We start from the raw sequence: 13904 nt of genomic DNA on the forward strand, positions 1-13904 counted from the left end.
CGAGGCACCAGCTCACGCGGTGCGGCGCCGGTCAGTCGTCGGCGCGTTCGGGCGCGATGCGGCGGCGGACCTGGCTCGCGCTGACCGGCTGCTCGAAGCGCTCGTCGTCCATCGGGTCGTCGCGGGTGTCGTCGTCCGATGTGATCGGCGTGACGGAGGATGCCTCGGGAGCCGACACGGGTGGTGGCCCGGCGAGGGGCGCCGCTACGGGAGCCCGGTAGGCCTCGGCACCCGGGGTGGGAGCGCCGGCGGTCGTCGCCGCCGCGGCACGGTGCTCGGCCTCCCAGGCCTTCTGGCGCTCGGCGGCCTCGCGGTCGAGGTCGGCTTCTTCGTACTTCCAGCGGGCGAGGTCGTCGCGGAAGAGCTTCTTCGCCCGGCCGGGTCGGCGCTGCCACTCGACGAGGCGGTCGGTCATCTCACCCAGCGACCGTTCGGCCTGGAAGCTGAAGGACGCGGAATGACGCTTGATCTCGGCGAGTTCGTGCGCCGCCCAGTCCGCGGCGAGCGTGCTCCCCGTGGACGGCAGCAGGCGCAGGCGAACGTCGGCCTCGTGACCGAGGTGGTCGACGTACGTCCGTTCTTCGGTGCCGAGGGAGCTGTACACGGCACCCTTGCGCGCTGCCGAGACGACCCCCGCGATGGCCGCCGCCCGGGCGTCGTCGTCGTGCGCCGAGAGGACGCGTCGGGTGGCCCCGCGACCGATCAGGGCTGCGACGACACCGGCGACGACGATGGCGACGAACGGGACCGCCGCATCCGTGACGACGCGCTGACCGTTGTCGGACGAGAGCCAGTCGACGAAGGTGTTCCACCAGTTCATGGGGCGAACACTACAGCTGAGGTCGAAGGTTGCCGCGGTGCGACATGCGGGCGCGCCCGGCCCCTCGACGGTCGCGCTCAGGCGAAGCGGAAGCAGTCGGTGGCGTCGTCGCGGCTCCAGAACTCGCCGATCTCGACGAATCGACGCTGGCGCGGCAGGAACCGCTTGGCGCGGTACCGGTCACCCTGCGGGTCGTCGAAGCGCTCGACGTACCCGACGACCTCGCCACCGGCGCGCGTGACCCGGGCGAGGTCGTCGTGCACCTGCACGAGTCGGAGGCCGCCCCGTGTCGATCGGAGGGCGGGCAACGTCGCACCCGCGTGGACGTGCACGTGAGGGGTGGGCACGTGAGGGGTGGGGGAGGCGAGGTCGGTGGCGCTGGTGGTCATGAGGTGCTCCTGAGGTCATCCGGCCGATGCTGTCGAGAACACCCCCGACGCTAGGGGCGACCACCGACAACGCCGTCGGACGAACTCGGAGGGCGCGGTGCCCGACCGGCACCGCGCCTCCTCGGGTCAGCGACCGGTGCCGTCGACCGCGAGCGGTTCGATGGCGGCGAGCTCGTCCTCGGTGAGCTCGGCCCCGTCGAGCGCGTCGAGGCTGTCGTCCAGCTGGGCCACCGACGACGCCCCGATCAGGGCGCTGGTCACCGCGGGCTGGCGCAGCACCCAGGTGAGCGAGAGCTGCGCGAGCGACTGGCCCCGCGCCCGGGCGATCTCGTCCAGGCCGCGGACGCGCGAGAGGTAGGTCTCGTCGAACGCGTCCTCCGAGAACCACCGGCCCTCGGCGGCGCGCGAACCGGCCGGCGCCTTGCCCGAGAGGTAGCGGTTCGTCAGCAGGCCGCCGGCCAACGGCGAGAACACGATCGACCCGACGCCGTGGGCGAGCAGGGTGTCGAAGAGCCCTCGCTCGGGCCGCCGGTCGAACATGTTGTAGCGCGGCTGGTGGATCAGCAGCGGCACGCCCTCGGCCGCCAGGGCCTCGATCGCGGCCTCGGTCTGCGCCGGGTCGTAGTTCGAGATGCCTGCGTAGAGGGCCTTGCCCTGTCGCACCGCCGTCGCGAGCGCGCCCATGGTCTCGTCGATCGGGGTCTCGGGGTCGGGGCGGTGCGAGTAGAAGACGTCGACGTGGTCCATGCCCAGGCGCCCGAGGCTGGCCTCGAGCGAGTTCAGCAGGTACTTGCGGGACCCGCCGTCGCCGTAGGGCCCCGGCGTCATGTCGTAGCCGGCCTTGGACGACACGACGATCTCGTCGCGGTAGGGCCGGAGGTTCGCCGCGGCGATGCGCCCGAACTGCTCTTCGGCCGAACCGTACGGAGGGCCGTAGTTGTTCGCCAGGTCGAAGTGGGTGACGCCGCGGTCGAAGGCACGCAGCACGATGTCGCGCTGGGTCTCGAGGCCGCGGTCCGAGCCGAAGTTGTTCCAGAAGCCGAGCGAGATGCGGGGCAGCTTGAGCCCGCTGCGACCCGTGCGGACGTAGTCGAGTCGCGAGTACCGTGCGTCGTCGGCGACGAAGGGGGTGAAGGGTGATCTCATGCGGTCAGCCTAGGGCTGGCCCTCGGCCGCAGGAGTAGGTTCGCGGGCATGACGACGTTCGTTCTGGCCGGTGGCTGCTTCTGGTGTCTCGACGCGGTCTACCGCACGCTCGACGGCGTGCTCGAGGTGGTGTCCGGCTACACGGGCGGGCACACTGTCGACCCCGACTACGACGACGTCTGCACCGGCCGCACGGGGTACGCCGAAGCGGTCGCGGTGACCTTCGACCCGGAGAAGATCCCGGCCGACGTCATCCTCGACGTGTTCTTCACCCTGCACGATCCGCGTCAGCTGAACCGGCAGGGTGCCGATGTCGGCACCCAGTACCGGTCGGCGATGTTCGCGGCCGACGACGACCAGGCCGCGCTCTTCGAGGCCGCCCGCGAGCGCGCCTCCGAGGCCTGGGACGGCGGCGTGGTCACGACGATCGAGCCGCTGTCGACCTGGTACGACGCCGAGCAGTACCACCAGGACTTCTTCGCCAAGAACCCCGGCCAGGGCTACTGCCTGGCCGTCGCGCTTCCGAAGGTCAACAAGATCCGCAAGTCGTACGCGAAGTACGTGCTCGCCTCGTAGACGGGCCGCGCCGTCCGGCGCGACCGACCGAGAAGGACGAAAGGGGCGCTCGACGATGAGTGACCAGAACACGTTGCACCGACAGACCTGGGTGGCCGTGGGGCCGGCAGGGGCGGTCGGCTCCATCTTGAGGACCGACGACGGCTTCGAGGTCCGTCTGCCCGGCAGATCGGCTGAGGGCGGCGTCTACCCGACCCTCGCCGTGGCCAAGAGCGCGCTGTTCGCGGCTCTCGGGCCGGGGGCCGAGTACCCGGAGTTCCACGAGCACTGACCCGCCCGTCGTCGACCGACGCCGCCGACGTCGGGTCGTCCCCGGGTCGGCCCCGCGCCTCGTCGTCCACAAGGAGGCGCGGGTGCCGCCCGCGGGTCGGCCCGCGTTCGCGAGACTCCCGACATGACAGACACCATCACCCTCACAGGGATCATCGCCACCGACCCCCGGGCCCTCGTCACCCAGAGCGGCCTGTCCATCACCAGCTTCCGCCTGGCCTCGACCCAACGCCGGTACGACCGGGTCAAGGGCGAGTGGCTCGACGGCGAGACCAACTGGTACACGGTCACGGCCTTCCGCCAGCTCGCCGAGAACGTCCTGGGCAGCCTCCGCAAGGGGCAACGGGTCGTCGTGACCGGTCGGCTCCGCATCCGCTCGTGGGAGGCCGGTGACCGCAGCGGCATGACGGTCGAGGTCGACGCCGACGCGATCGGTCACGACCTCACCTGGGGCACGTCGACGTTCGAACGTCGCGTCGCCTCGGCGTCGGTGGGCGACAGGGCGGCGGCGTCCGACGACGGCGAGGCCGTCCGGTCCGACGCGACCGAGAGATCCTCCCTCGAGTCGGTGACCGCCGGTGAGGCCTCGGAGGGCGCGACGACCGGTGCCGCGACTTCCGAGGCAGGCCCGTCGCTGGGGGGCGCGTCGGTGGGCATCGACGGCTCCGGGACGCCGGCGGGTGCCGCCGACGCCTCGGACTGGGGCGCCCCGGCGGCGGTCGGAGCGGACGAGGTGCTGGCACCGTTCTGACCCTGCGGGCACCGTCCCGGGTCGTGCTGGGCGGGGCGGTCTCGCCCTCCCGGGCCTCGGGCCGGCGCACCGTAGACTCGACGCGGCTCGTCGACCCGCGGCGGCGCCGGCGACGAAGGGCACCCGTGACCGGTTCGAGACCCCCGCGAGGCCCCGTGCTCGCCGCGATCCTGCTCGCCCTGTCGGTCCCCCTGGTCGGCTGCACGTCGTCGCCCGACCCCGAGCCGTCGACACCGCCGAGCGCGGCGTCGACGGACGCTCCGGCGTTCTCGTCCGAGTCGACGACGACCGATGCGGCGGCCCACTTCGACGAGGTCGCCCGGGCCACCGTCGCGGCGAACGCGCGCCCGGGTGGTCGTGCCCTGGTCGACGCGCTGGTGGCCGCGGGCTTCGACAAGTCGACGATGCAGGTCACGGCCGACACGACCTCGATCGGCCGCGACGCCGACAGCGTCCAGTTCTCGGTGCTCTGGGGTGAGGACTGCCTGATCGGGCAGGTCTCCGACGCGGGCTACTCGAGTCAGACGGCGCCGGTCCTCGGCACGGGCGCCTGCCTCGTCGGGTCGACGCGAGCCATCGACTGGTGACGTCGGGCGCTCGGCGCCGCCCGATAGACTCGCTCCCATGGCCGAATACATTTACTCGATGGTGCGCGCCCGCAAGGCGGTCGGCGACAAGCTGATCCTCGACGACGTCACCATGTCGTTCATCCCGGGGGCGAAGATCGGCGTCGTGGGGCCGAACGGCGCCGGCAAGTCGACGATCCTCAAGATCATGGCGGGGCTCGACACCCCCAGCAACGGCGAGGCGAAGCTCAGCCCCGGCTACTCGGTCGGCATCCTGATGCAAGAGCCCGAGCTCGACGAGACCAAGACGGTCCTCGAGAACGTCCAAGAGGGCGTGGGCCCGATCAAGCAGAAGCTGGACCGCTTCAACGAGGTCTCGGCCGCCATGGCCGAGCCCGACGCCGACTTCGACGCGCTGCTCGCCGAGATGGGCACCCTGCAAGAAGACATCGACGCCGCCGACGCGTGGGACCTGGACTCCCAGCTCGAGCAGGCCATGTCGGCGCTGCGGACGCCCCCTGGTGACGCCGAGGTGGCCAACCTCTCGGGTGGTGAGAAGCGCCGCGTCGCGCTCTGCAAGCTGCTGCTGCAGAAGCCCGACCTGCTGCTGCTCGACGAGCCCACCAACCACCTCGACGCCGAGAGCGTGCTCTGGCTCGAGCAGCACCTCAGCAAGTACCCCGGCGCCGTGCTCGCCGTGACCCACGACCGGTACTTCCTCGACCACGTGGCCGAGTGGATCGCCGAGGTCGACCGCGGTCGCCTCTACCCCTACGAGGGCAACTACTCGACCTACCTCGAGAAGAAGGGCGAGCGCCTGCAGGTGCAGGGCAAGAAGGACGCCAAGCTGGCCAAGCGCCTCGCGTCCGAGCTCGAGTGGGTCCGCAGCAACGCCAAGGGCCGCCAGGCCAAGTCGAAGGCCCGCCTGGCGCGCTACGAAGAGATGGCGAACGAGGCCGAGCGCACGCGCACCCTCGACTTCGAAGAGATCGTGATCCCCGTGGGCCCTCGCCTCGGGTCGCAGGTCATCGACGCCAAGAAGCTGCACAAGTCGTTCGGTGAGCGGGTGCTCATCGACGACCTGTCCTTCACCTTGCCCCGCAACGGCATCGTCGGCGTCATCGGCCCGAACGGCGTCGGCAAGACGACGCTGTTCAAGACCGTCGTCGGCCTCGAGCCGCTCGACGGCGGCGAGCTCAAGGTCGGCGAGACGGTCGACATCTCGTACGTCGACCAGAGCCGCGGCGGCATCGACCCCAACAAGAACCTGTGGGAGGTCGTGTCCGAGGGGCACGACTACATCCAGGTGGGCAAGACCGAGATCCCGTCGCGGGCCTACGTGTCGCAGTTCGGCTTCAAGGGCCCCGACCAGCAGAAGAAGGCCGGCGTGCTGTCCGGTGGTGAGCGCAACCGGCTCAACCTGGCGCTGACCCTCAAGCAGGGCGGCAACCTGTTGCTGCTCGACGAGCCCACCAACGACCTCGACGTCGAGACCCTGGGCAGCCTCGAGAACGCCCTGCTCGAGTTCCCCGGCTGCGCCGTGGTCATCACCCACGACCGGTGGTTCCTCGACCGCATCGCGACGCACATCCTCTCGTGGGAGGGGCTGAACGACGACGGCACCCCCAACTGGTACTGGTTCGAGGGCAACTTCGAGGCGTACGAAGAGAACAAGGTCGAGCGCCTCGGCGCCGACGCGGCGAAGCCGAGCTCGGCCACGTACCGCAAGCTCACGCGCGACTGACCGGCACCCCGCCGTCATGACCCGCCTGCACGTGCCGACCCGAGTGCGCTGGAGCGACCTCGACGGGTACCGGCACGTGAACAACGCGTCGATGCTGCGCCTCCTCGAGGAGGCGCGCATCGACGCGTTCTGGTCGGCCGACGGCACGATCGACGAGCGGTCGTCCGCCGCCGTCCTCGACGGCAGTCCGGGCGCCGCGACCATGACGCTCATCGCGCGCCAAGAGCTCGAGTACCTCGTCCCGATCCCGTACCTGCGGGCACCCCTCGACGTGCAGATCTGGGTGGGTCGCCTGGGCGGGGCGAGCCTCGAGGTCTGTTACGAGGTGTGGTCCCCCGAGGGGGTCGAGCCGCGGCAGCTCTTCACGAAGGCCGCGACCACCATCGTGCTGGTCGACTCCGCGACGAACCAGCCGCGGCGCATCTCCGACGTCGAGCGCGACGCGTGGTCGCCGTACGTCGAGGAGCCGTTGGCTTTCCGCCGCCGCTGACCTTCCGACGCTGCTGACGGCCCGTCAGCTGCGGGGCACCCGCACCATGCCCTCTTGCGCGACGCTCGCCACGAGCGTGCCCGCGCGATCGTAGATGCGACCGAGCGACAACCCGCGGCCGCCGACCGCGTTGGGGCTCTCTTGCACGTAGAGCAGCCACTCGTCGACCCGGGCCGGTCGGTGCCACCACATGGCGTGGTCGAGGCTCGCGGCCTTGAGCCCCGGGGTGACGAAGGCGATGCCGTGCCGCCGGTAGATCGGCTCGAGCAGGGTGTAGTCGCTGGCGTAGAGCAGGGCGGCGCGGTGCAGGTCGGCGTCGTCGGGCATCGGGCCCGTGGCCCGCAGCCACACGGCCTGGTGGGCCACGTGGTCGCCCTCGACGCTGAAGTAGACCGGCGAGGGCACATGGCGCATGTCGAAGGGGCGGCGGGTCCACGACCGGGCGACCGGGTTGTCGACGGCGGACAGCAGCTCGGCGTCGCTCGGCACGTCGTCGGGCCCGGGCAGGCCCTGGGGCATGTCGACCTGGTGGTCGAGCCCCTCGTCGGGGGTCTGGAACGAGGCGATCATCGAGAAGATCGGCACGCCGTCCTGCGAAGCCTGGGTGCGACGGGTCGCGAACGACCGACCGTCGTGGATGCGGTCCACCGTGAAGGTGATGGGGATCGTCAGGTCGCCGGGCCGCAAGAAGTACGAGTGGAGCGAGTGGACGTCGCGTCCGCCGCCGACCGTGCGCTGGGCCGCGACGAGGGCCTGGGCGGCGACCTGCCCGCCGAAGACCCGGCCGAGCGGCTCGGGCTGCGAGCCGCCGGTGAAGACGTCCTGCCCGCCGACGATGCCGGCAGGGGCCAGGTCGAGGGTGGACAGCAGGCTCTGCAGCGGATCGTCGGTCACCCGATGTAGTTTAGGGGGCCGATGAACGACGCATTCACCCTCCCCGACTCCCTGTCCCTCAGCGATCTCGCGACCTATCTCGGGCGGGCCGGCCGGGTCGAGGACGGTTCGGTGCGGCTCATCGCCGGCTCGGGCGTGCTCGCCGTCTACGTGGCGGTGTTCTACCCCCTGGGCCTGCTCGACTCGAGCCCCACGGTGCTCGGCCTCCGGACCTTCCAGCTCGACGACCGTCCCGATTTCGACGCGGTCGTGCCGGTGCGGTCCCTGAAAGAGCGCCTCGTGCGCCTCCAGAACGACGTCGTCGACCCCACCGCGGCGGTCACGGTGTCCGTGCCCGCCACGGTGAACACCGTCACCTGGGCCGCCATCTCACCGCCCCGCGGGGGGTGGGCGAGGCTTGAGGCGATCGAGGCCGCGCGCCTGCGATCGACCGCCGAGGCCGGCATCGCCCGGGTCGCCGAGGCGATCCCCGCCGGCACGGGCGAGCAGATCGTGCACCGGGTCCGGGCCGACGTGTGGTCGGCACCCGTCGAGGGCGCCGAGGGAGTCCCGGCCGGGGCGGGCTTCGGGGCGCTCAGCCTGGGGTTCCTCGACGGAGAGGACGAGGTCGCCGTCTTCGAGACCGGCACCTGGACGCGCCTCACGACCCCCAAGGGCCACGTCCTCGTGAAGCGTCGCTCGTCCCTGCTCTGAGGCGCGGCGACCCGGCGCCCGCAGGCCGGTGGTTCGCGGTCAACGGCCCGGCAGGCCAGCGGCCCGGCAGGTCAGCGGCCCGGCAGGTCAGCGGCCCGGCAGCTCAGCGGTCGAACGTGTTGACCATGGCCTGGGCGGCGCGGTCGAGGTAGCCCCAGAGCATCGCGTCGTCGAGGGGCGCGAGCTCGAGCTCGTCGACGGCCACGCGCATGTGCTGCAGCCAGTGGTCGCGGGCCTCGGGGGTCACGCGGAACGGCATGTGCCTCATGCGCAAGCGAGGGTGCCCGCGCTCCTCGCTGTAGGTCGTCGGGCCTCCCCAGTACTGCTCGAGGAACCCGGTCAGCCGCTGGATCGCGCCTTCGAGGTCTTCTTCGGGGTACATCGGCCAGAGCACGTCGTCGGTGCGGACGCCCTCGTAGAACCGGCGCACCAGCTTCTCGAAGGTCGGGCGGCCACCGATCTGCTGCCAGAAGTTGCCCTGGGCCGAGTCGTCGCCGAGCCCGCGGCGCACGGTGACCGGCACGGCCGTGGGCAGGGCCGCAGGCGTCGGCGGAGTCAGGGGTCGACCCTCGGACGCGCCGGCCGCGCCGGACGGCCGCGGCGTCAGCGGGAGGTCGCTCATTTGCGCTTCCCCCGGGGGATGTGAGGCGTCGGCACGGTCCGGGGCGCCCGGGCGCCCTGCACCGAGGAGGCGCTGTCGAAGCCGGTCAGGACGACGCTCGTCAGCGACGGCAGGACGATGTCCATGCCGTCGAGGGTCTTCTTGAGACGCGACCGCAGCTCGCGGTCGACGATGTCGCGGTCGGACGATCGGGTCTTGGCGACGATGCGGATGATCACGTGCTCGTCGGCGATCGACTGGATGCCCCACACCTCGGGTTGGTCGATGATGGCGCGCTTCCACTTGGGGATCGCCGCGAGCTCGTTCGCCGTGTTCAGCATGGCGTCCTGCACCTGGTCGACGTCGGCCGAGTAGGGCACGGCGAGGTCGATGACGACGCGCGTCCAGCCCTGGGACATGTTGCCCACCCGCAGGATCTCGCCGTTGCGCACGAACCACAGCACGCCGTTGACGTCGCGGATCTGGGTGACGCGGATGCCGACCGCCTCGACGACTCCGGCGGCCGGGCCGACGTCGACGACGTCACCCACGCCGAGCTGGTCCTCGGCCACCATGAAGATGCCGTTGAGCATGTCTTTGACGATGTTCTGGGCACCGAACGCGAGGCCCGCGCCGACCACGCCGGCGGCACTGACGATGGCGACGACGTTGAAGTCGAGCTCGCCGAGGATGAGCACGAGGGCGATGGCGGCCACGACGACGGTGACCACGTTGTTGAGCACGCTGCCGAGCGTCCGGGTGCGTTGGACGACGCGCACCGCCTGCAACGGGGACGCCATGAGCGCCTGGGTGTCGTCGACGTTCTGCTTGCGCTTGATGCCGTTGACGACCTGGTCGACCACCCGCCGGATGGTGAAGTGCAGCGCGACGCGCAGGAGAACCGCGATCAGCAGGATGGCGGCGATGCGGATGGGCACGCCCCACATGTTCCAGAAGGCCTCCCAGTCGAACGCGACGGGAGCGGCAGGGTCGGTGGTGGCGGCGAGGAGGAGGTCCATATGGGCACCAAGTGAAGCACGCCTCGGTCGGCGCAGCCGTGAGGTGCCTGGACGCGCGGACGGCGGGCCCTGTGACAGGGCCCGCCGTCGGTGCGGTTCGTCGGGTCGACGGACGACCCGGGCCGCGACTACTGCTGGTCGACCGCCTGCACCCGCAGCGCCCGCTCGACGCCCGCGACGCTCTCGCGGACGATGCGGCGGAGCGCCGGGGTCTCGGGGTTCGCCTCGAGCCAGGCGTACGACGCGTCGACGAGGGCCTGGTCGGCGAGGCCGGCCGGGTACAGCCCCGAGACGAGCGTGTCGGCGATGTGGTAGCTGCGCGACTCCCAGATGCCGGTGAGCGACGAGAAGTAGCGCTCGACGAGCGGTTGCAGGATCGCCGGGTCGTTGGTGTGCTGGAACCCGAGCGTCGTCGCCCGCACGATGGCGTTCGGCTGCTCGGCGCTGTCGACGACCGATTCGAAGGCGGCGAGCTTGCCCTCGGTGGTGGGGATGGTCGCCCGGGCTCGGGCGGCCGCCTGGGCGCCGTTGGCGGTGTTGTCGTCGGCCAGCGCCGCGTCGATCTCGGCCTCGCCGGCGCCGCCGACGAGCACGAGGCCCTCGAGCAGCTGCCACCGCAGGTCGGTGTCGACGGTGAGGCCCTCGAGGACGCGCGATCCGTCGAGGAGGCCGGCCAGCGCCTCCCGGTGGTCGTCGGTCGAGGCGATCGCCGCGAAGAACGTCACGAACTGGAACTGGGCGTCCGACCCGGCCTCGGCGCCCTGCGCCAGGGCCCAGAGGCCGTCGCCGACCTCGGTGATCGTGGAGGCGCGGCGTGCGGGGGCCACGTAGCTGCGGGCCGTCTGCAGCAGCTGTGAGAGCGTGGTGCGGATGGTCGTCGACTCGGTCTCGGTCGCGATGTTGTCGAGGACGAGGCGGACGTAGTCGGACGGGGAGGTCTCGGCGTCGCGCGTGGCGTCCCAGACCGAGCCCCACACCAGCGCGCGGGCGAGCGGGTTCGAGATCTTCGACAGGTGGGCGATCGCCGTGGCGAGCGAGACGTCGTCGAGGCGGATCTTCGCGTAGGCGAGGTCGTCGTCGTTGATCAGCACGAGGTCGCCGCGGTTCAGGCCGACCAGCTCGGGGACCTCGGTGCGGGTGCCGTCGACGTCGATCTCGACGCGGTCGGTGCGCACCAGCGAGTCGCCCTGCAGGGCGTAGAGGCCGACGGCGAGACGGTGCGGGCGGATGGTCGGGTGGTCGGCCGGGGCCTCTTGCAGCACGGCGAACGAGGTGATCGTGCCGTCGTCGTCCACCTCGAGCTCGGGGCGCAGCGTGTTGACGCCCGCGGTCTCGAGCCAGAGCTTCGACCAGCTGGTCAGCTCTCGGCCCGAGGTCGCCTCGAGCTCGACGAGCAGGTCGCTCAGCTCGGTGTTCGAGTGGTGGTGCTTCTTGAAGTACGCGGCGACGCCGGCGTAGAACGCGTCGATGCCGACCCAGGCGACGAGCTGCTTCAGCACCGACCCGCCCTTGGCGTAGGTGATGCCGTCGAAGTTCACCTGCACGTCTTCGAGGTCGGTGATCGTGGCGACGACCGGGTGGGTCGAGGGCAGCTGGTCCTGGCGGTAGGCCCAGCTCTTCTCCATCGCCTGGAAGGTCGTCCACGCCTCGGTCCACTCGGTGGCCTCGGCCGTCGAGATGGTCGACGCCCACTCGGCGAACGACTCGTTCAGCCAGAGGTCGTTCCACCACTTCATCGTGACGAGGTCGCCGAACCACATGTGGGCGAGCTCGTGCAGGATCGTGACGACCCGGCGCTCCTTGATGGCGTCCGTGACCTTGCTGCGGAAGACGTAGGTCTCGACGAAGGTGACGGCACCCGCGTTCTCCATCGCTCCGGCGTTGAACTCGGGCACGAAGAGCTGGTCGTACTTCTCGAATGGGTACGCGTAGTCGAACTTGTCCTCGTAGTAGGCGAAGCCCTGGCGGGTCTTCTCGAAGATGTAGTCCGCGTCGAGGTACTCGGTCAGCGAGCGGCGCGTGAAGATGCCGAGCGGGATCGTGCGGCCGTCGGAGCTGGTGAGGTCGCTGCGCACGACGTCGTACGGGCCCGCGACGATCGCCGTGACGTAGCTCGACAGCACCGGCGTGGGCGAGAACGTCCACGTGCCGACCTCGCCGTCGACGACGGGCTCGGGGGTGGTCTGGTTGCTGACGACCTGCCAGCGGGCGGGCGCGGTGACGGTGAAGCGGAACGTCGCCTTGAGGTCGGGCTGCTCGAAGACCGCGAAGACGCGGCGGCTGTCGGGCACCTCGAACTGCGAGTAGAGGTAGACCTCGCCGTCGACCGGGTCGACGAAGCGGTGCAGGCCCTCGCCCGTGTTCGTGTACTCGGCGTCGGCGACGACCTCGAGCACGTTCTCGGCGGCGAGGTCGGCGAGCTGGATGCGCACGCCGTCCGACACCGCGTCGACGTCGAGGGCGGTGCCGTTAAGCGTCACCGAGTGCACCGTGCGGGTGAGTGCGTCGATGAAGGTCGAGGCGCCGGGGGTGGCGGTGAAGCGCACGGTGGTCGAGCTGCCGAACACCTCGTCGCCGCGGGTCAGGTCGAGGGCGATCTCGTACGACTGCACGTCGACGATGCTCTTGCGCTCCTGCGCTTCGACGCGGGTGAGGTTCTCTCCGGGCACGCTGGCTCCATCCGTCTGGGGGGGTGAGTGGGGGACTCGTGGTCCGCTGAGAGCCTAGACCGGCTGTACGACGGCGGGGTGTTGACTGTGCGCATGACCGACACCACCGCGCCCGCCCCGGCCCCCGCCTCCCACACCGTCGTCGACTTCTGGTTCGACCCTTCGTGCCCCTGGGCCTGGATGACCAGCCGGTGGGTGGACGAGGTCGCGAGGCACCGTGACCTCGACGTCACGTTCCACGTCATGAGCCTGGCGGTGCTGAACGAGGAGAACGACGTCAGCGACGAGTACAAGGCGAACTTCGCCCGCATGCTGCGGTACACGCGACTCGTCACGGCGGCCGGTGAACTGCACGGCCAGCAGATCGTGAAGCCGCTGTACGACGCTCTCGGCACCCGCATCCACCACGAGGGCGAGAAGGACGGCGACGTCGTGATCGCCGGCGCGGTCGCCGAGGTCGGCCTGCCCGCCGACTTCGCCCGGTACGCCGACACCGACGAGTACGACGAGCAGATGCGGGCGAGCCACTTCGACGGCATCGGCCGCGTCGGCCAGGACGTCGGCACGCCCGTCATCGCCGTCGACGGCGTCGCCTTCTTCGGCCCGGTCATCTCGCCCGCCCCGAAGGGCGAGGAGGCGCTGCGCCTGTGGGACGGAGTCGTCGCGGTGGCCTCGTACCCCGGCTTCTTCGAGATCAAGCGCACCCGCACGGTCGGGCCGATCTTCGACTGACCGGGGCGCGGGGTCGACCTGGCTTAAGATCGAGTCCATGCGCATCCACGTGGCGACCGATCACGCCGGCCTCGACTTCAGCACGACCGTCATCCAGCACCTCACCGACGCCGGCCACGACGTGACCGACCACGGTCCGACCAGCTACGAGCCCCTCGACGACTACCCGTCGTTCTGCATCGCGGCCGCCCGGGCCACCGTGCGTGACCAGCGCGCCGGCCACGAGGCGCTGGGCGTCGTGTTCGGCGGCTCGGGCAACGGCGAGCAGATCGCCGCGAACAAGGTCGAGGGCGTCCGGGCCGCCCTGGTCTGGAACGACTCCACCGCGAAGCTCGCCCGTCAGCACAACGACGCCAACGTGATCGCGATCGGCGCCCGTCAGCACACCGAAGCCGAGGCGCTGGCCTTCATCGACGCCTTCGTCGCCGAGCCCTTCAGCCACGACGAGCGCCACGTCCGTCGCATCGCACAGGTCGGCGAGTACGAGACCACGGGCGCGATCGCCGGGCACCCGGTCGACTGACGACCGGGCACCCGGTCGACT

General features: G+C 70.9%; 16 protein-coding genes. 9 read left to right on the top strand and 7 right to left on the bottom strand.

All coding sequences use genetic code 11. The features are described from left to right. Window positions 1-31: 31 nt before the first annotated feature. The 3 genes from ASG05_RS14655 to ASG05_RS14665 form a co-directional block, all read right to left on the bottom strand. A complete protein-coding gene (locus ASG05_RS14655) occupies window positions 32-820 on the bottom strand; it encodes a hypothetical protein (RefSeq protein WP_056262448.1) in 789 nt (262 codons plus the stop codon). 77 nt (window positions 821-897) lie between these two features. Then, window positions 898-1209 (bottom strand): hypothetical protein, encoded by a 312-nt coding sequence (locus tag ASG05_RS14660; protein WP_235491534.1) that lies wholly within the window; start codon window positions 1207-1209, stop codon window positions 898-900. A gap of 126 nt (window positions 1210-1335) precedes the next feature. After that, a complete protein-coding gene (locus tag ASG05_RS14665) occupies window positions 1336-2355 on the bottom strand; it encodes an aldo/keto reductase (protein ID WP_056262451.1) in 1020 nt (339 codons plus the stop codon). 48 nt (window positions 2356-2403) lie between these two features. Between ASG05_RS14665 and msrA the strand changes: the two genes are divergently transcribed. The 6 genes from msrA (at window position 2404) to ASG05_RS14695 (ending at window position 6752) form a co-directional block, all read left to right on the top strand. Further along, window positions 2404-2931, top strand: a complete 528-nt coding sequence (gene msrA, locus ASG05_RS14670) for a peptide-methionine (S)-S-oxide reductase MsrA (RefSeq protein WP_056262453.1) — start codon at window positions 2404-2406, stop codon at window positions 2929-2931. Window positions 2932-2986: 55 nt separating this feature from the next. Beyond that, a complete protein-coding gene (locus ASG05_RS14675) occupies window positions 2987-3202 on the top strand; it encodes a hypothetical protein (RefSeq protein ID WP_056262456.1) in 216 nt (71 codons plus the stop codon). Window positions 3203-3325: 123 nt separating this feature from the next. Then, window positions 3326-3952, top strand: a complete 627-nt coding sequence (locus ASG05_RS16045) for a single-stranded DNA-binding protein (RefSeq protein WP_082486841.1) — start codon at window positions 3326-3328, stop codon at window positions 3950-3952. A 155-nt stretch (window positions 3953-4107) separates the two neighbouring features. After that, the gene (locus ASG05_RS14685; protein WP_235491535.1) at window positions 4108-4539 is read left to right on the top strand and encodes a hypothetical protein; all 432 of its coding nucleotides are present in this window, start codon (window positions 4108-4110) and stop codon (window positions 4537-4539) included. 37 nt (window positions 4540-4576) lie between these two features. Further along, on the top strand, window positions 4577-6262 hold the full coding sequence (ettA, locus tag ASG05_RS14690) for an energy-dependent translational throttle protein EttA (RefSeq protein ID WP_056262463.1): 1686 nt from the start codon (window positions 4577-4579) through the stop codon (window positions 6260-6262). A 16-nt stretch (window positions 6263-6278) separates the two neighbouring features. Continuing rightward, window positions 6279-6752 (top strand): thioesterase family protein, encoded by a 474-nt coding sequence (locus ASG05_RS14695; RefSeq protein ID WP_056262466.1) that lies wholly within the window; start codon window positions 6279-6281, stop codon window positions 6750-6752. A 24-nt stretch (window positions 6753-6776) separates the two neighbouring features. On the opposite strand, the gene ASG05_RS14700 is transcribed toward ASG05_RS14695, so the two are convergent. Next, window positions 6777-7646, bottom strand: a complete 870-nt coding sequence (locus ASG05_RS14700; protein WP_056262469.1) for an acyl-CoA thioesterase II — start codon at window positions 7644-7646, stop codon at window positions 6777-6779. 21 nt (window positions 7647-7667) lie between these two features. On the opposite strand from ASG05_RS14700, the gene ASG05_RS14705 reads away from it, so the two are divergent. Next, complete coding sequence (locus ASG05_RS14705; protein ID WP_056262471.1) at window positions 7668-8339, top strand: hypothetical protein; 672 nt, start codon at window positions 7668-7670, stop codon at window positions 8337-8339. 103 nt (window positions 8340-8442) lie between these two features. Here the strand turns inward: ASG05_RS14705 and ASG05_RS14710 are convergent, their stop codons facing one another. The 3 genes from ASG05_RS14710 to pepN all read right to left on the bottom strand — a co-directional run bounded on the left by ASG05_RS14710 (window position 8443) and on the right by pepN (window position 12628). Then, the gene (locus tag ASG05_RS14710) at window positions 8443-8961 is read right to left on the bottom strand and encodes a globin (RefSeq protein WP_082486842.1); all 519 of its coding nucleotides are present in this window, start codon (window positions 8959-8961) and stop codon (window positions 8443-8445) included. Next, window positions 8958-9959 (bottom strand): mechanosensitive ion channel family protein, encoded by a 1002-nt coding sequence (locus tag ASG05_RS14715; protein WP_056262475.1) that lies wholly within the window; start codon window positions 9957-9959, stop codon window positions 8958-8960. Before ASG05_RS14715 ends, ASG05_RS14710 begins: the two co-directional genes overlap by 4 nt. Before the next feature lie 128 nt (window positions 9960-10087). Beyond that, on the bottom strand, window positions 10088-12628 hold the full coding sequence (gene pepN, locus ASG05_RS14720) for an aminopeptidase N (protein ID WP_056262477.1): 2541 nt from the start codon (window positions 12626-12628) through the stop codon (window positions 10088-10090). A 93-nt stretch (window positions 12629-12721) separates the two neighbouring features. Between pepN and ASG05_RS14725 the strand changes: the two genes are divergently transcribed. Both ASG05_RS14725 and ASG05_RS14730 read left to right on the top strand, forming a co-directional pair. Next, window positions 12722-13360, top strand: a complete 639-nt coding sequence (locus ASG05_RS14725; RefSeq protein ID WP_056262481.1) for a DsbA family protein — start codon at window positions 12722-12724, stop codon at window positions 13358-13360. Between the two features lie 37 nt (window positions 13361-13397). Continuing rightward, window positions 13398-13883: a ribose-5-phosphate isomerase gene (locus ASG05_RS14730; RefSeq protein ID WP_043597130.1), complete on the top strand. Its 486-nt coding sequence runs from the start codon at window positions 13398-13400 to the stop codon at window positions 13881-13883. Window positions 13884-13904: the final 21 nt, after the last annotated feature.

Origin of the sequence: Frigoribacterium sp. Leaf186 (genome assembly GCF_001423905.1) — a bacterium.
GTDB lineage: Bacteria > Actinomycetota > Actinomycetes > Actinomycetales > Microbacteriaceae > Frigoribacterium.

Bases quoted from the DNA above. Each gene is read 5' to 3' on its own strand.
- ASG05_RS14655 (WP_056262448.1), bottom strand. From the start codon at position 820: ATGAACTGGTGGAACACCTTCGTCGACTGGCTCTCGTCCGACAACGGT.
- ASG05_RS14660 (WP_235491534.1), bottom strand. From the start codon at position 1,209: ATGACCACCAGCGCCACCGACCTCGCCTCCCCCACCCCTCACGTGCCC.
- ASG05_RS14665 (WP_056262451.1), bottom strand. From the start codon at position 2,355: ATGAGATCACCCTTCACCCCCTTCGTCGCCGACGACGCACGGTACTCG.
- msrA (WP_056262453.1), top strand. From the start codon at position 2,404: ATGACGACGTTCGTTCTGGCCGGTGGCTGCTTCTGGTGTCTCGACGCG.
- ASG05_RS14675 (WP_056262456.1), top strand. From the start codon at position 2,987: ATGAGTGACCAGAACACGTTGCACCGACAGACCTGGGTGGCCGTGGGG.
- ASG05_RS16045 (WP_082486841.1), top strand. From the start codon at position 3,326: ATGACAGACACCATCACCCTCACAGGGATCATCGCCACCGACCCCCGG.
- ettA (WP_056262463.1), top strand. From the start codon at position 4,577: ATGGCCGAATACATTTACTCGATGGTGCGCGCCCGCAAGGCGGTCGGC.
- ASG05_RS14695 (WP_056262466.1), top strand. From the start codon at position 6,279: ATGACCCGCCTGCACGTGCCGACCCGAGTGCGCTGGAGCGACCTCGAC.
- ASG05_RS14705 (WP_056262471.1), top strand. From the start codon at position 7,668: ATGAACGACGCATTCACCCTCCCCGACTCCCTGTCCCTCAGCGATCTC.
- ASG05_RS14710 (WP_082486842.1), bottom strand. From the start codon at position 8,961: ATGAGCGACCTCCCGCTGACGCCGCGGCCGTCCGGCGCGGCCGGCGCG.
- ASG05_RS14715 (WP_056262475.1), bottom strand. From the start codon at position 9,959: ATGGACCTCCTCCTCGCCGCCACCACCGACCCTGCCGCTCCCGTCGCG.
- ASG05_RS14725 (WP_056262481.1), top strand. From the start codon at position 12,722: ATGACCGACACCACCGCGCCCGCCCCGGCCCCCGCCTCCCACACCGTC.
- ASG05_RS14730 (WP_043597130.1), top strand. From the start codon at position 13,398: ATGCGCATCCACGTGGCGACCGATCACGCCGGCCTCGACTTCAGCACG.